16 protein-coding genes and 1 pseudogene are annotated in these 15498 nt (G+C 58.1%); 11 read left to right on the plus strand and 6 right to left on the minus strand.

Features of this window, described 5'->3' with window-relative positions:
• Positions 1-86: 86 nt before the first annotated feature.
• The gene (locus tag ACNYC6_RS27430; protein WP_419710040.1) at positions 87-1142 is read left to right on the plus strand and encodes a hypothetical protein; all 1056 of its coding nucleotides are present in this window, start codon (positions 87-89) and stop codon (positions 1140-1142) included.
• A 44-nt stretch (positions 1143-1186) separates the two neighbouring features.
• Here ACNYC6_RS27430 and ACNYC6_RS27435 read toward each other — a convergent pair whose 3' ends face one another.
• The 3 genes from ACNYC6_RS27435 to potE all read right to left on the minus strand — a co-directional run bounded on the left by ACNYC6_RS27435 (position 1187) and on the right by potE (position 3593).
• Positions 1187-1465, minus strand: a complete 279-nt coding sequence (locus ACNYC6_RS27435) for a DUF3303 domain-containing protein (RefSeq protein ID WP_419710041.1) — start codon at positions 1463-1465, stop codon at positions 1187-1189.
• A 229-nt stretch (positions 1466-1694) separates the two neighbouring features.
• On the minus strand, positions 1695-2096 hold the full coding sequence (locus ACNYC6_RS27440; RefSeq protein ID WP_419710042.1) for a hypothetical protein: 402 nt from the start codon (positions 2094-2096) through the stop codon (positions 1695-1697).
• Positions 2097-2177: 81 nt separating this feature from the next.
• Positions 2178-3593, minus strand: a complete 1416-nt coding sequence (gene potE / locus ACNYC6_RS27445; protein ID WP_419710043.1) for a putrescine-ornithine antiporter — start codon at positions 3591-3593, stop codon at positions 2178-2180.
• A 181-nt stretch (positions 3594-3774) separates the two neighbouring features.
• Between potE and ACNYC6_RS27450 the strand changes: the two genes are divergently transcribed.
• The 4 genes from ACNYC6_RS27450 to ACNYC6_RS27465 all read left to right on the plus strand — a co-directional run bounded on the left by ACNYC6_RS27450 (position 3775) and on the right by ACNYC6_RS27465 (position 7516).
• Positions 3775-4104 carry a hypothetical protein gene (locus ACNYC6_RS27450; RefSeq protein ID WP_419710044.1) on the plus strand — a complete coding sequence of 110 codons (330 nt, stop codon included), beginning with the start codon at positions 3775-3777 and terminating at the stop codon, positions 4102-4104.
• 335 nt (positions 4105-4439) lie between these two features.
• Positions 4440-4856 carry an organic hydroperoxide resistance protein gene (locus ACNYC6_RS27455; protein ID WP_419710045.1) on the plus strand — a complete coding sequence of 139 codons (417 nt, stop codon included), beginning with the start codon at positions 4440-4442 and terminating at the stop codon, positions 4854-4856.
• 505 nt (positions 4857-5361) lie between these two features.
• Positions 5362-6567 (plus strand): ISL3 family transposase, encoded by a 1206-nt coding sequence (locus tag ACNYC6_RS27460; protein ID WP_419709226.1) that lies wholly within the window; start codon positions 5362-5364, stop codon positions 6565-6567.
• Positions 6568-6880: 313 nt separating this feature from the next.
• Positions 6881-7516 carry a hypothetical protein gene (locus ACNYC6_RS27465; RefSeq protein WP_419710046.1) on the plus strand — a complete coding sequence of 212 codons (636 nt, stop codon included), beginning with the start codon at positions 6881-6883 and terminating at the stop codon, positions 7514-7516.
• A 76-nt stretch (positions 7517-7592) separates the two neighbouring features.
• On the opposite strand, the gene ACNYC6_RS27470 is transcribed toward ACNYC6_RS27465, so the two are convergent.
• From ACNYC6_RS27470 to ACNYC6_RS27480, 3 genes are all read right to left on the minus strand, one after another.
• A complete protein-coding gene (locus tag ACNYC6_RS27470; protein ID WP_419710047.1) occupies positions 7593-8192 on the minus strand; it encodes a TIGR00730 family Rossman fold protein in 600 nt (199 codons plus the stop codon).
• A 23-nt stretch (positions 8193-8215) separates the two neighbouring features.
• Positions 8216-8884, minus strand: a complete 669-nt coding sequence (locus ACNYC6_RS27475) for an FMN-dependent NADH-azoreductase (RefSeq protein ID WP_419710048.1) — start codon at positions 8882-8884, stop codon at positions 8216-8218.
• Between the two features lie 66 nt (positions 8885-8950).
• Complete coding sequence (locus tag ACNYC6_RS27480; RefSeq protein WP_419710049.1) at positions 8951-10369, minus strand: PLP-dependent aminotransferase family protein; 1419 nt, start codon at positions 10367-10369, stop codon at positions 8951-8953.
• Between the two features lie 208 nt (positions 10370-10577).
• Between ACNYC6_RS27480 and ACNYC6_RS27485 the strand changes: the two genes are divergently transcribed.
• From ACNYC6_RS27485 to ACNYC6_RS27510, 6 genes and pseudogenes are all read left to right on the plus strand, one after another.
• Positions 10578-11033, plus strand: coding sequence for a carboxymuconolactone decarboxylase family protein (locus tag ACNYC6_RS27485; RefSeq protein WP_419710050.1), 456 nt, complete (start codon positions 10578-10580; stop codon positions 11031-11033).
• Positions 11034-11091: 58 nt separating this feature from the next.
• On the plus strand, positions 11092-11412 hold the full coding sequence (locus ACNYC6_RS27490) for a DMT family transporter (protein ID WP_419710051.1): 321 nt from the start codon (positions 11092-11094) through the stop codon (positions 11410-11412).
• Between the two features lie 156 nt (positions 11413-11568).
• The gene (locus ACNYC6_RS27495; RefSeq protein WP_419710052.1) at positions 11569-12489 is read left to right on the plus strand and encodes a LysR substrate-binding domain-containing protein; all 921 of its coding nucleotides are present in this window, start codon (positions 11569-11571) and stop codon (positions 12487-12489) included.
• A gap of 178 nt (positions 12490-12667) precedes the next feature.
• Positions 12668-13855, plus strand: a complete 1188-nt coding sequence (locus tag ACNYC6_RS27500) for an aromatic ring-hydroxylating oxygenase subunit alpha (protein ID WP_419710053.1) — start codon at positions 12668-12670, stop codon at positions 13853-13855.
• 11 nt (positions 13856-13866) lie between these two features.
• A complete protein-coding gene (locus tag ACNYC6_RS27505; RefSeq protein ID WP_419710054.1) occupies positions 13867-15312 on the plus strand; it encodes an aldehyde dehydrogenase family protein in 1446 nt (481 codons plus the stop codon).
• Between the two features lie 5 nt (positions 15313-15317).
• Positions 15318-15482 (plus strand): annotated as a pseudogene (locus ACNYC6_RS27510) (rubredoxin); the annotation flags it as partial.
• Between the last annotated feature and the right edge of the window lie 16 nt (positions 15483-15498).

Raw genomic sequence — 15498 nt, forward strand, 5'->3', positions numbered from 1 at the left:
AGAACGTCTCTTCATTGATGGACACAGTAGTGGCTATTTAGTAGCCTTCCGCGCTTTCGATTGCACACGCCCCCTCAAGGACGAACATGTTGGCCCTTAACTTTTACTCATCGCGAGCCGTTGCCACGGTAGCGTTGTTCTCCTTTTTGCTCGGCGGCTGTGTCGTCAACGGCACTTATCCCGATGCCACCGAGCCGGATGCCGCCAAGCTGCGTTTCGTCACCAGCATGCAAAACTCGACATTTTCCTACTTCGATGCCGCGTATTGTGACGGTCAGACCACTGGCGCGCTCAACAACATGTTCACCAGCGATAGCCAGCGCCGGGTTGGCATGAGTGTTGCGCCACCTGCCGATGCCAAGGATTACCTGGAAATCAAACTCAAGCCCGACCAGGATGCTTACCTGGTCGCCCGGGCGAGTGGCTACTCAGTGTGCGGCAGCGGTTTCAACCTCACGCCTCAACAGGGAGCGGAGTACGAGGTGACTCTCAAGGCCGGGCGCGGCTATTGCCTGACCACGCTGCATCGTGTGCAGCGTATCGATGGCAAGGATGTGCGCACGCCGATGCTGCTTGACCGCAAAGGCGTTGCAGCCTGTGAGGGACGCAACCCGTTTTTCCCGAAAGTGCCGCCGGCATTACCGGATACGCCGCATCGCGTGACCTTGATCGATCAAATCATCGGCAGTTCGGTGATTGCATCGATGAAACCCGATCCGGCCAAGACGAGCATTTCGACGCCGGAGAAGCTCGAAAAACTGATCACCGAGCGCAAGGCCAAGCTCGGTTTTACGCTGCCTGACGACTACTGGGCGCTGTATCGCCAGAATCTGATTGCTTTCGAAGAAGACATGGCTGCAAACAAGGGCGAGACGCTCAAGCGATACACCGAGGAGTACCGTGTGCGTCTGCAACGACTTGACGATAAGCAACTGGAACAGTGGGCGCTGCCGGAAGACAAATCGGCCAAACCTGCCAATGCGGCAGCGTTCACGGAATACAAGGCGATGGCGATCTACTACTTCCAGATCAGCAATCGCGTGACGTTTGAAACCATTGGCCGCCACCTGGAGCGGATGGCGCAGATGGATCAACAGTATGGGGTGTGCGCACGTTATTCCGATTGCTGGAAAAACATCTGAAGACCACACGAGGCGGCGAACAACGCTCGCCGCCTCTATAGCGGTTACTTGCCGGCAGCGGCTGCCAGCAGCGGCGCGATTTGCTCGTCGGTCAACGCGGCCTGGACTTCCATGGTCATGAGGTCGCTCCATTGCAGCACCCACTTCTGAATCGGTACTGGATCATTGGCCTCGGCAATACCAAAACCCGCCGCACCACCGACCGCGTGCCAGCGCCCAAGCATCTTGACGCCTTCCGGCGGGGCGCCACCGGTCTTGAGAAAACGCTCGATCGCACTGTTGCGATTCGCCGAACTGATCGTCCAGCTGACGATGAATAACATTGGCCACCTCCTTCCAGGGATTGGCACCTGTCTGGCGTTGCGGACCGGGTTGGCGCCGGGACCACGGTCACGTTCGCTATTGCCTTGAAACGATTTCGCCCTGCAGAAGGCATAGCAGTGCCACGTACTTCACGTACGACCACTGATCCTGTTTTTTCAGTCTTTTCAGGAGGTTGTTTCACCCGCGAAACAACGGCAGGGGACTGTCGAAATCATCACGCATCACGCATCACGCATCGCGCAGCAAGTCATTGGCGTTGAGGAGTTCGTAAGCGATTTCGGGACGCTTTTCCATGGCGCGGCGGATCGCCGTGGGGATCGATGCGCGGGTTTTGCGGCACAGCCCCGGCAGTTCGCCGACGTGGATGCCGATGCCGCGCATGGTCCGCACTTCGTTGAAGCTGGGGACGATGTCGACGCGGATGCCCAGTTGCTCGAACATGCGCCGTTGCAGGTGCTCCAGGTCCTGGAGACTCGACAGGTTTTCCAGACGCTCGACCAGGCGTTTTTCTTCCGCGCGGGTCAGAAACAGAATGCGCACGTCAGCCCCCGGCGTTTCCAGCAACGGGTCACGCCCGCAATCGCAGGCACCGGGCGGGCAGGGTTGGCGAATCGGAGCAGAGGGGGTCATGGGGTTCAATCATAGAGCGCTGTGATTGAATTTGCCCATAGGGTTTGGGCGAAGTGAATCTGCAGCAGCTGGCGAAGCCTGCTACAGGTGGTCTGATGTGGGAAGTGCGACAGATTTCAGGTGATAGACCGGTATCGGTTCGGCGGTAAGGTGCTGCGCGCTGACGGTCTGGGTCGGCACGCTGTTGTTCAGCGCTTCGAGACGGATCAGGCGGTTGTTGACGAAGCCGAACAGCGTGTAGCCGAAGATAGTGGCGACGCCGCCGAGCATCAGCGCCTGCTCGCCCGAACTGTAAAGCGCCAGATAGCTGTAGGCCGCCGCCGCCCAGGCAATGATGTTGGTAGCCAGCGCCTTCCCAGGCGGTACGTTGGAGACTTTTTGCAGGGTCATCAGCGCGGCCATCGACAGGATGTACGGCACCAGGTTAGTGACCACCGCGAGGTTGACCAGGGTGTCGAACTGCTTGCTCAGGTTGGGGCTGATGGTGAGCAGGGCCAGCGAGGTCTGCGCCGCCAGCAGCACCAGCATGCCGACAATCGGCGTTCCCGCCTTGTTGGCTTTGGCGAAGATCGACAGGAAGTAACCGGTATCGGCCGAGCTTTTGTACACCTGCGCGATGGTGAACTGCCAACCGAGCAACGAGCCGATGCAGGCGAGCACCATCGCTGCCATGACGATGTCGCCGATCATCGGGGTGAACATATGGGCGAACACCAGGCCGAACGGCGCGGTGGACGAGACCAGTTCAGTATTACCGACGATACCGAAAATGACGTTGGTAGAAACGATGTAGATCACCGCCGCCCCCAGGGTGCCGCCAAGGACCGCGATGGGCACATTCTTCTCGGGGTTTTCCACGGCGTCGGTGTTGGCGCAAGCCGACTCCAGGCCGAGGAACGCCCACAGGGTAATCGCCACCGAGGCACCGGCCGCTTCGAACCAGGACTTGTCGTGGGGGTTCCAGCCAGCGGCATAAACGCTGCTGTCAAACCAGAACCAGCCAACGGTCGACACCAACACTACCGGGGCGATCACACCCCAGACCGTGATGGCTCCGATCCGACCGGTGATCCGCGCACCGCCGAAGTTGGCGAACGTGGTGAGCCACAACAGCGCGATGGCCGCCAGGCCCACTTGCAGTGAATCGAGCTGAATGTTGAACAGCACCTGGATGTAGCCGACCGCAGTAATACTGATCGCCACGTTGGCAATCAGCAGCGACAGGCCGTAGGTGTAGTTAGTGATGTAGTTGCCGCCCTTGCCGAAGGTGTACTCAGCGTAACCGCCCATGCCGCCGGTTTTTCGACTGAGCATCCCGCAGCGCGCAAAGGCATAGGCCAGTGCGAGTGAACCAGTGGCCGTGACTAGCCAGGAGAGAATCGAAATGGCGCCGACTTCCGCGAGTTTTGTGGGCAGTAGCACAATGCCTGAGCCCAACATGTTGACGGCAGTCAGCATTGTCAGTTGCCCCACAGTCATCTTCTTTGCGACTGACATTGCGTTGCCTCATTCGTTGGCGAGCGTGTTTTGGCTATAGCAAAGGATTGAAATGTCGCAAGAAATGACTTTTGTTTAAGGACTTGGATCAGCTTGTTGACGGAAGGCAATATGCTGGCCCCCACGGCGGTTGATTGTCGCCAGAATCGCTGCATTTTCAGGCGGTTAGGGTGGCATTTACATGCGGAATGTTTGGATCGGGCTGATCTCGCTTAGCGTTGCAGGCCTTGCAGTTTCTGCCCAGGCCAGGGAACTCAAACCCGGTGATACTTATATGTGCAGCTGGGGTGCGGGGACGGCGGCTAGAGCGCAAGAACTCAAGTTGTCCGGTGTTTCGCTGTATGCGGCGCGGCAGAAAATCCAGTCTTACAAGTTCGCCAAATCGTGGATGCGGATGATGGCGATGGGGATTACTGAACAAACGTATGACAGCCCGACGAAGATGAAGCCGGCGGCATTGCGGCAGAGTTTTTATGATGATTGTGTGAAATATAAACTGGCGCGTAAGTGATGCTTTTTTGTGGACATACGCCGACCCGTTGTGGGAACGGGCCTGGTCAAGGCGGCGTTCCGACGAAGGCGGTCTGACAGCCGACCTGATTTTGTGGGTGCACCAGATCAAAAGATCGCAGCCTCGTTGCACTCGACAGCTCCTACAGAAAAACGCGCAAGCCTCAAGAACCAGGCCCGCCGGTAGAGTGCGTGGAAATCCAAAAACACGACCTTCGTCGGATTACACACCTTGTCCAGCGGCGCCATCTATATTGAATGTCCGGCATCAAACCTGAAGGCCGCTTTCTGATTCACCTGAAATGACATACACCTCAATTCAATCAGGAGATCATCATGAACCAGCTCGACAAAGTTCTGTACACCGCCAAAACCCACACCACGGGTGGCCGGGACGGCGCATCCAAAAGCGATGACGGCATTCTCGATGTCAAACTGTCGTCCCCGGGCGCGGGGGGCGGTGGCACCAATCCGGAGCAATTGTTCGCCGCCGGCTGGTCTGCCTGTTTCATCGGCGCGATGGGCGTTGCGGCCAGGGAGATGAAGGTGGCGCTACCCAAGGATGTGGCTGTCGATACCGAAGTCGATCTGGGCACCAATGAAGGTGGCTACCTCTTGCAGGCGCGGTTGAATGTGAGCCTGCCGGGGCTGGACCGCGAAACCGCACAGAAGCTGGTCGACACCGGCCACCAGTACTGCCCGTACTCCAAAGCCACCCGCAACAATATCAACGTCACATTGAAGTTGGTCTGAACTGAAATGAAAAAGGTCTTGGTGAACGATTTATCGCAAGCAACGTCGCCAAGACCTGATACTTGAAAACATGACAATTAAGAGTGTCAGAAGCTCTTTGGCTTAAACTCTCTCACTTGATATCTAATGAGTGACTAAGAGTTTATCTCTGCTCGGGCTCTGTCTGGCCACGTTCAAACATGATGAATAGTATGACTGTTTTAGTGGTGAGGGTGTAAATGACATCGGCTCCCTCTTGATCATGTTTTTTTGCTTGAGCGGCAACTAGTGGATCCAATTGGCAATGTCGACGGTCATGTAATTAAAGCAGCTCAGTTGGACCGGGCCTTGACGAGAAAGTTGATGGCGTAATGTCGAGGTTGGCGGCTCTCCAGCCAGCGACCGCTTGTCGGTGGCGTGGCTAAAAAATGGTTCTCCACGGAATCCCGGGAAACACAGAAACAAGAACGCCGATTTGATTGATGATGTTCGTGCGAGCAAACACATCTAACAAACCGGCGTTCTTATGCGCGATATTAATACTTTCCTTCCGTTTTGGGAGGGCTTTTCTGTCGTCACGATCAAGCCTGAGGGTGATGCCCTACGGATCGAACTGACTCCTCACGCCACCCGATTTCCTTCCTGTGGCGGCTGCCAAAAGCCTTGTTCAACCACTCATGAGTATTGCGAGCGAACCGTTCGCGATTTGCCCATTCTCGGCCGCGCGGTACGCCTCAGCGTGCTGCTCAGGCGCGTTGGCTGCCGCGACTGTGGCAAACGCATGGAGGCCGTGAGTTGGCTGGATCGCTATGCGCGCATGACACGCCGCTTGGCTGATGCGGTTATTCAGGCCAGCGAACGCCTTCCCACCCTGCACGTGGCCCAGATGTTTGGGCTGCATTGGGACACCGTGCGGTTGCTGGAGCGTCGGGCCTTGCAAGCGGCATTGAGCGAGTTGCCGACGGCTCAACCACGACGCCTGGTGATGGATGAATTCGCGCTGTTTAAAGGGCATCGCTACGCCAGTGTTGTGTTGGATGCCGATACGCGACGAGTGCTATGGATCGGCGAAGGTCGCAGCCGGGCGGCAGTTCGGCCCTTTTTCGAAGAGCTTGGGCCAGAGGGATGTGCTCGAATCGAAGCGGTGGCAATGGACATGAACACTGCGTTTGACCTGGAGGTTCGTCAGCACTGCCCGAAAGCGCGTGTGGTCTACGACCTCTTTCATGTGGTGGCCAAATATGGCCGAGAGGTCATTGACCGGGTCCGCGTCGACGAAGCTAACCGATTGCGTCATGACAAGCCGGCTCGCAAGGTCATCAAGCAGGCGCGATGGCTATTGCTGCGCAATCCACAGAATCTGAAAACGCCGGAACAGCAGGTTCGCTTGCAAGATTTGTTGGCGGCCAACCAATCGCTGATGACGGTGTATTTGATGAAGGCTGAGCTCAAAACACTCTGGACACCGAGTGCTGCCTGGGCTTGGCGATCGGCCTGGAAGCAATGGCTGCGCCATGCTCATGAAAGCGAACTACCGGCACTGATCCAGTTCGCCAATCGGCTGAAGGCTTACTGGCGAGGCATCGTCAGTCGGGTTCGCTGGCCGATGCACACAGGGCAGTTGGAAGGTATAAACAATCGAATAAAGGTCATCAAACGGATGGCGTACGGTTACCGGGATAGCGAATTCTTTTTCATGAAGATCAAGAGCGTCTTTCCCGGTAATCCGTGAAGAACCTAAAAAATGAACATTCCGTGGCTGCAGGCCTCAGATCCTGCAGCATGTCATCCATGGCCTGCTGCTGAAATCGAAAAAAAAGTGGAACCAAAACCTCAATTGCAGTGAATGCAAATGGGGGTTTTTTTACCCGAAATTCAAGAGGTACCCATTAAGCTGTCATCAATTCCCTAATCGGATCAAAAGGGTTGCAAATAATAAACCCGTGATTTGGTTTTCTTGTATGAGCAAGGTCGTACAGGGTTGTTTTATTGAATGCCCTGTTGATTGGCCGATCTGTACTGTCGAATAAGGTGGAGAGAATACCGTGGCGATAAATACAATTATGAGCCTGATCGAACATAAAGAATTCATGGAGTTTTTACGGCTGGGTGTTGTTTACGTTCATTTGGTCGCCTGTTGCGTGGCGATTGGTTTAGTGTTGACCAGTGATATTGCAATGGTCAGGGATTTATTGAAACGCAAGGCATTCACTGCCCATGATCATGCGCACATGGAAAGCCTTCAGCAGTCAGTGGTCGTGGCATTGATCTGTCTATGGGTGACAGGCACCGCGATCATCGGCATCGATTACCTGGGCAAAGGCACGGAGTACTTCATGAATCCGAAGCTTCACGCCAAGGTGATCATTGTCGTGCTGCTGACCTACAACGGGATTCTGTTGCACCGCTTGGTACTGCCGGCCCTGCAGAAGGCTGGCTCCTTGCTCGAACTCGGATTCAGTGCCCGAATGCTCGCTCTGTTTTGTGGCTCGCTGTCGGCGGTGTCGTGGATGTATGCCGCCATGCTCGGTGTAGGTCGACCACTGGCCTGGAAGTACTCGCTCTCCGAACTCTTGATGGCTTACCCGGTGCTGATCGTGTTGGGCTTCTTGACGATGCTGGCATTGACCCAGCGAGCCAAGCGCCAGAATGCTTTCATCGAACCGCAGTGGGCGCACTAAGCCCGTAAGGCGCAATGATGTAAAAAAGGTTCTGGCGACAGAATTCGGGAGCAACATCGCCAGGACCTGAAAGCGTTCAGATTGCCGGGGTTCCGATCCATTTCTTCACGGTCGGCGCCTGCCACCGTTCAAGCGCATCGATCAGCGCCATCGGATCGGTATCGAACACCAGCATCTCGCTGTGTTCGGTCTTCATGAAACCTTCACTCACCGCATGATTGAGCAGGCTGCGCACCGGCTCGAAAAAACCGCCGATGTTCAGGCACGCGACGCCTTTGTGGTGTTCGCCCAATTGCGTCAGCGTCGCCACTTCGAACAACTCTTCAAAGGTTCCCAGGCCACCGGGCAGGGCAATGAACGCGTCCGCGCATTCGCTCATGCGGGTCTTGCGTCGGCGCATATCGGGTGTCACTTCATGCCGGGTGAGGCGTGAGTGCAGATGCCCGAGGTCGCACAACAGGCGAGTGATGATGCCAACGACTTCCCCGCCCTCAGCGAGCACGGTGTCGGCCATTACGCCCATCAACCCTTTGTCGGTACCGCCATACACCAAACGCAAACCGCGTCGGGCTATCTCCCGGCCCAATGCCTGGGCGCCTTCGACATAGGCGGAGTTGAAGCCGTAGTTGGAACCGGAAAACACGGCAATGCTGCGCAGGGGAGAAGCGGTAGTCATGGAATTGTTCCTGGAGTTTGATTTCAGGTAGGCACTGCTGCATGGCTGGAAAAATACAGGGCGGTTTCCCGCTCGGTTTTTGTTCGGATGACATTCACAACATCCGGTTTTTGACCGGTGCCTTCCACCGAGAAAAACTTCACGTCGAGCAAGCCGATACTCGCCAGCACGGTTTTCAGCCAGGGCCGTAAGAAGTCCGGTTGCTGGGCATTGACGCCGGTAAAGGTGCCGCCCGAGGCGATGGCAATAAACACCGGCCGGTCATGCAGGGCACCGACCTTGCCTTCAGGGGTGATGCGAAAGGTCCGGTCGGCCTGAATTACATGGTCGAGCCAGGCCTTCAGCGCCGAGGGCACCATTAGGTTATGCATGGGGGTGGCGATCACCACGCAGTCGGCGTTTTCCAGTTCGCGAATCAATTGCTCGGACTGCAACAGCGCGCCTCTGGCGATTGTCGGGATGGACGGGTCGCGCCGTTTACTTACGGCTTCGGCGTATTCGGCGTCGATATGCGCAAGCCCCGTGACGCCGCGCTCGGTAATGATGAAGTCGCTGCCGGGGCGGCTGTCGATCAGGTGATTGATGAGGGTTTGCGAGAGGCGATAACTCTCGGAGGATGTCCCTCGTGGGCTGCAGATCACGCGCAATATTTTCATGGGACCCTTCGACGCTGGAGGAGACAGGATCAGCATGATGTCGTTGCTTGGACCCGTGACAAAGAGCCAAGAATTGGCTCCGTAAGTGGGCCATGGGCTGGGTCAGAGCAGCGCCAGGATTTTTTGTCCAAGCCGTTCGGCACTGGCTTGCGAGTCGATGTTGGCGAATCCGAGCATCAGCCCGCAATGGGTTGCGGGACCGATGCAACACTCACTCAAGGCTTCGGCGTAGATCCCCGCGTGCAGCAGGCGCTCGACCAGCGCACGCTCTGATTGTGGCCGGGTCAATCGCAGGATCAGGTGCATGCCGCCGGGTTGGGCATCGATGTGGATGTGTTCGCCCAAGGTATTGCTCAGGCCTTTGACTGCCGCCGTCCGGCGTTCGCCATAGAGTTTGCGCATGCGCTGGATATGCCGGGCAAAATGGCCCTCGGTGACAAAGGTCGCAACGATGGCCTGGGTCAGCTCCGGTACGCCGCCGAGGAACGTCTGGGCGACTTGTTCGAAGCGTTCGACCTGCGCCGACGGCACCACCAGATAGGCAATGCGGATGCCGGGAAACAGCACTTTGCTGAAGGTGCCCGCGTAAAGCACGCGACCCTCGCGATCCAGGCTCTTGAGGGCCGGCAGCGGACGGCTGACGTAACGGTATTCGCCGTCGTAGTCGTCCTCGATGATCCACGCTTGCTCCCGACTTGCCCACTCCAACAGTTGCAAGCGTCGCGGCAACGACAGCGACATGCACAACGGGCTCTGATGAGCGGGCGTGACCACGGCGGCGCGTGCGCCGGATGAGTCGTTCACGGCTTGCGCGACTTGCATGCCGTCCTGGTCGACAGCAACGGGTTGCACGCCGATCTGCAAATATTCGAGCAACTGGCGGGTAGGGGAGTAACCGGGATTCTCGACGAGGACGCGGTCGCCTGGTTGTAGCAAGGCGTGCACGATCAGCGTCAGGGTGTTGCGGTAGCCCGAAGTGACAAAAACCTGCGAAGGCTGGCAGCTGATGCCGCGTGCCACTTGCAGGTAGCTGGCAATCGCGCTGCGCAAGGATTCCAGGCCATGCGCTGACGGGTTGGCCATCTCCGCAACCCCCGTTGCACGCACGCAGCGAGCACCGATCTGCGCCCAGATTTTGCGCGGAAATTCGTCCAGCGCCGGCAAGGCCATCTGAAAAGGCAGCACCGGCGACTTTTGCCGGAGCGAGGCACCGGAGGCTGGACTCAAGGCGCGTTCGTCCCGGCTTTGGATTGTCCGGACATTGAGCCCTGCCGCTACCACCGTGCCAGCCTGGCCGCGAGACTGAAGGTAACCTTCGGCAGCCAGCAACGAGTACGCGGTATCAACGGTTCCCCGCGCCAGTCCCAGCTCTTTTGCCAGTGCCCGGGCCGCGGGAATGCGTTCGCCCGGCGCGAGCACGCCGTCGGTGATCGCGCCGCGAAACCGCCAGTAGATCTGCCGGTAGATCGGTTCCGTGGAGCTGGGGTCGAGGGGGGAAAAAACATTGATCGTTTTGCTCATGCTCTGTCTCTGAAGGCAACAGTGTTGCAGACCCAAACAATGATCCTACAAGTCTCATGACCTGCTTCAAAGGTCCATGAATCGCTTGGTCGACTGGGCCATGACGGCTCAAACATGGACCATGACAACAACCAAAACATGGCTCTTCAAGCATAGGCCACGCTCCCCCACGATGCAGTCCTCTCAACAGCAAACCCGAGGATTCATCATGACTCAACGTATCAACTACTCCAGTGCTTCCCCTGAAGGTTACAAGGCCTTTGGCAATGTGTACGGCTATCTGCTCAAGAGCGGTTTGCCCACCGACTTGATCGACCTGGTTTACCTTCGGGTCTCGCTCATCAACGGCTGCGCGTTTTGCATCGACATGCATTCTCGCGACCTGCTCAACCTTGGTGTCGCGACAGAAAAACTGGTGCTGGTGCCTGTGTGGCGCGATGCCGGGAATGTCTTCACCCCGCGTGAGCGCACTGCACTGGCCTGGGCGGAAAGTGTCACTCGCGTTGCCGAAACCGGCGTTCCCGATGCCGTTTATGAGGCCGCTGCCGCTGAGTTCAGCGAAAAGGAACTGGCGGATCTCACCTACGCCATCAGCTTGATGAACGGCTTCAACCGACTCGGCGTGGCGTTCCGCTCGAAACCGACAGCCGCCGAAAAAGCCTGACCCCACAATCGCTCGCCTGGCTTCAGCCGGGCGAACCCCTTCAAAGGAGTAATGACATATGGCCTGGGTACTGCTTGGTATCGCTGGCATCCTGGAAATCGCCTTCGCCTTCTACATGAAGGGCTCCGAAGGCTTCACCCGACTGGTGCCCGGCGTCTTGACCGTCGTCACCGGCCTGTCGAGCGTCCTTCTGCTGTCACTCTCGCTACGCACGTTGCCGGTGGGGACGGCTTACGCGGTGTGGACCGGCATCGGCGCGGCAGGGACGGCGATTGTCGGCTTGGCGTTGTTGGGCGACTCGACGTCGCTGCCGCGGATACTCTGCATCGCGGTGATCCTGGCTGGCGTGATTGGACTCAAACTGGTCTCGGGCAATTGACGTAGAGCCTGAGCTTTCCTCGACATTGTCGATGTGCTTGAAACGCTCGATTGCTCCTACAGCTAATCAGCGTCGGTCCGGAACCCGCTGTCCACCTCCTGCAACAGGGGCTAAGATGCCGCGATAAAACCACAATAACGACGTGACCGGCCTTGTATGAAAATCCACCCATTACCGCCACTCAATAGTCTGGTCGCGTTTGAAGCGGCAGCGCGTCATTTGAGTTTCACGTTGGCTGCGCAAGAGTTGAACGTGACGCAAGGTGCAATCAGTCGACAGGTGCGGCTGCTCGAAGATTATCTGGGCAAGGTGCTGTTCGAACGCACCACCCGCACGATTCATCTGAGCCCCGCGGCCACTCACTACTACGAAACGGTGCGTGCATCCTTGATGCAAGTCGCGCAGGCCACTGGCGAGATTCGCCATTGGCAGGGCGCCGAGCAGGTGACGGTCGCCACCAGTACCGCGATGGCTTCGCTGTGGCTCTTGCCGAAAGTGACCGAGTTTCAACGGGAGAACGAAGAGATCGACCTGCGGATCATCGCCCATGATCAGGTCAAGGATTTCTCCCGCCTGGATTGTGATCTGGCGTTGTATTACTGCAAGACACCGCCTCGCGACATGCAGGTCACACCGTTGTTTTCCGAAGAGGTTTATCCGGTTTGCAGCCCCGCTTACCTCGCCAAATATCCCGCCTTGAACAGGCCCGAGGACTTGGCAGCCTGCACCTGGCTGTTTCTCGATGACCCGCAACGCGACTGGATTGGCTGGCCGGAATGGTTCCAGAGCCAGGGCCTGAAAAACCTCGAGCCAAAACGCCGGATCAATATCAACAGCTACTCGATGCTGATCCAGTCGGCCATCAGCGGGCAGGGTATTGCGCTGGCCTGGTCCAATCTTGTCGATGACCACCTGCGCAGCGGCGCGCTTATCCGTCCGCTCGATACCGTGCTGAGAACCGATGCGCAGTTTTGTTTGCTCGAACCCTTGACGCGTGGAGGGATGCGGCAAAGCGTGAAGCGTTTTCGCAGTTGGTTGATGAATCAACTACCCGAGGCGCCAGATCAAAATAGGTAGCAGCTGGCGCAGCTAGCTGCTACAGATGGGTGTCGATTTATTTATGATAAAAAATCATTAATCCCTCCCGAAATATCGTTTGTCGAGACACGCCCTGTTTTCCGAAACTTGCCGCCAGCGGACCCGGGCCAAAGCGCCTGCCGATCATCCAAACCGTGCCCAGCAGGGGAAAACAATAATGACCACCCTTCAACAAATTCCAGTGCATCACCTTGAAACCGTCCTCAATCCGATCCACGAAGCGACCGGCCTGAGCAACGAGTTTTACACCGAGCAACGTTACTTCGAACTCGAGCGCGACCAGGTCATGGGTAAAACCTGGGCTTGCGTCGGCTTCGCCAGCGATCTGGGCAAGGCTGGTTCGGTCAAGCCAATCGATTTCATGGGCCTGCCGTTGCTGTTGATGCGCAACCGTGAAGGCCTGGTGCAAGTGTTCCATAACGTGTGCAGCCACCGCGGTATGAAACTGGTGGAAGAGGCCGGCGAAGTGCAGGGCGTTATTCGCTGCCCGTATCACTCCTGGACTTACGACCTCAACGGCGGCTTGCGCGGCACGCCTCATGTTGGCGGTATCGACCAGCACAAGGACGAACGCTTCGCCTGTGAAAAACACGGCTTGAAGGCCATCCGCAGTGCGATCTGGATGGACATGGTGTTCATCAACCTGTCCGGCGATGCGCAGCCGCTCGAAGACATGCTGGCGCCGTTGACCCAACGCTGGACCCAATTCCTTGGCGAAGACGGCATGAGCCTGTTGCGCCGTCGGCCGGGCCACGACGCGACCACGCTGGACATCAACTGCAACTGGAAACTGGCCGTCGAGAACTACTGCGAGGCCTATCACTTGCCGTGGGTGCACCCGAGCCTGAACTCGTACTCGCGTCTGGAAGATCACTACAACATCATTTTTGACGAGCACTTCGCCGGTCAGGGCAGCTACGCCTACAACCTGTCGGACGTCGCCGGTACGCACCTGCCGAAATTCCCGGGCTGGCCGCTCGACCGTTTGCGCAACGCCGAGTACGTGGCGTTCTTCCCTAACGTTCTGCTTGGCATCCAGGCTGACCATGCCTTCGCCATGCAACTGGAGCCGGTCGCACCGGGCCGCACCATCGAGCACCTGCGCCTGTTCTATGTCGGCGATGAAGCCGCGAGCAGCGAAGAATTCAGCGCTTGCCGCGATGCAATCCTGGAGTCATGGAAAGTGGTGTTCGCCGAGGACATCAGTTCGGTAGAAGGCATGCAGAAGGGCCGGCATTCCCCAGGCTACAAGGGCGGCGCGTTCTCGCCGGAAATGGACATCCCGACGCACTTCTTCCATCAGTGGGCTGCACGTCAGTTGCTCGCCACCACGCCGTCTGCCTGAGGAGAAGTCCCATGTATTCGATAGCCTCTCACTGGCTCAACTACATCGACGGGCAATGGAGCGACAGCGTCCAGTGCCTGACAGTGAACAACCCCGGCACCGCCGAACCCCTCGCGACCATCGCCCAGGCCACTGTCGCCGATGCCGAACGTGCGTTGCTGGCGGCTCGTCGCTGCGCCGACAGCGGCGAATTGACCCGCGTGCGTCCGGCGCAGCGTGTCACCTGGCTGCTGCGCATCGCCGAAGAAATCCGTGCGGTGGCGGATGAAGGCGCCTGGGTGCTGTGCCAGGAAAACGGCAAGCGCCTGAGCGATGCCAAGGACGAGTTCATCGAGGCGGCGCGCTACTTCGAGTATTACGCCGGCATGGCGGACAAAATCGAGGGCACCTCGATTCCGCTGGGCAACGGTTACATGGACTTCACCCTGTACGACCCGATGGGCGTTTCGGCCCAGATCGTGCCGTGGAATTTCCCGGTGTCGATCTGCGCCCGTTCGCTGGCGCCGGCACTGGCGGCCGGTAACGCGGTTGTCATCAAGTCCCCCGAGCTGTCACCGCTGGGCATGTGCGTGCTGATCCGCGCCATCGCCAAGGCCGGCTTGCCCGATGGCGCGGTTAACCTGATTTGTGGCCGTGGTCGCGAAGTCGGTGCGTATCTGGTCAGCCACCGTGCTGTCGACCAGATCGTGTTCACCGGTTCCGTACCGACAGGCCAGTCGATTTTGCGTGATGCCGCACAGCATGCGATTCCAAGTGTGATGGAGTTGGGTGGCAAGTCGGCGGCAATCGCTTTCGCCGATGCGGATCGTGAACAACTGCTGGCCAGTGTTCAGTCGGGGATTTTCTTCAACGCCGGTCAGGTCTGTTCGGCGATGTCGCGTCTGCTGGTACAACGCGAGATTTATGAAGAGGTGGTCGAGGCCGTCGTTGCCATGGCCGAAGGCCTGAGTGTCGGTCTGGGTCAGGACAACGCCGACCTCACGCCGGTCGTCAGCGCCGGGCAACTGACGGGCATCGAAGCCTTGTGCCGACGGGCAATCGAAGACGGAGCCGTGGCGGTTACCGGCGGTGAAGCCTTCGCTGACCGTGCCGGGCACTTCATGCGTCCGACGGTGTTCCGTGATGTGACCCCAGAGATGTGCATCGCCCAGGAAGAAGTCTTCGGGCCGGTGCTGGCGATCATGCCATTCGACAGCGAAGAACAAGCCATCGCCATCGCCAACGGCACCGAGTTCGGCCTCGTGGCCGGGGTGTTCACCCAGGACATCAGCCGCGCCATGCGTTGCACTCGCCAGCTGAAATCCGGCCAGGTGTTCGTCAACGAATGGTACGCCGGAGGCATCGAGACGCCGTTTGGCGGCGTCGGGTTGTCGGGCTTCGGTCGTGAGAAGGGCCAGGAAGCGTTGTACAGCTACGTGCGCACCAAAAACGTAGCGATCCGGATTGCTGGGGAGTGAACACCATGTTCAAGACTTGGCTTTGCATCGTTTGCGGCCTGATTTACGACGAGGCACTGGGTTGGCCTGAGGATGGCATCCTCGCCGGCACGCGCTGGGAGGATGTTCCCGAAGACTGGATCTGCCCGGAATGCCACGTCGGCAAGGCTGATTTCGAAATGCTCGATATCAGTCAATACACGCAGG

The organism is Pseudomonas sp. NFX224, from assembly GCF_048565165.1.
Lineage (GTDB): Bacteria > Pseudomonadota > Gammaproteobacteria > Pseudomonadales > Pseudomonadaceae > Aquipseudomonas.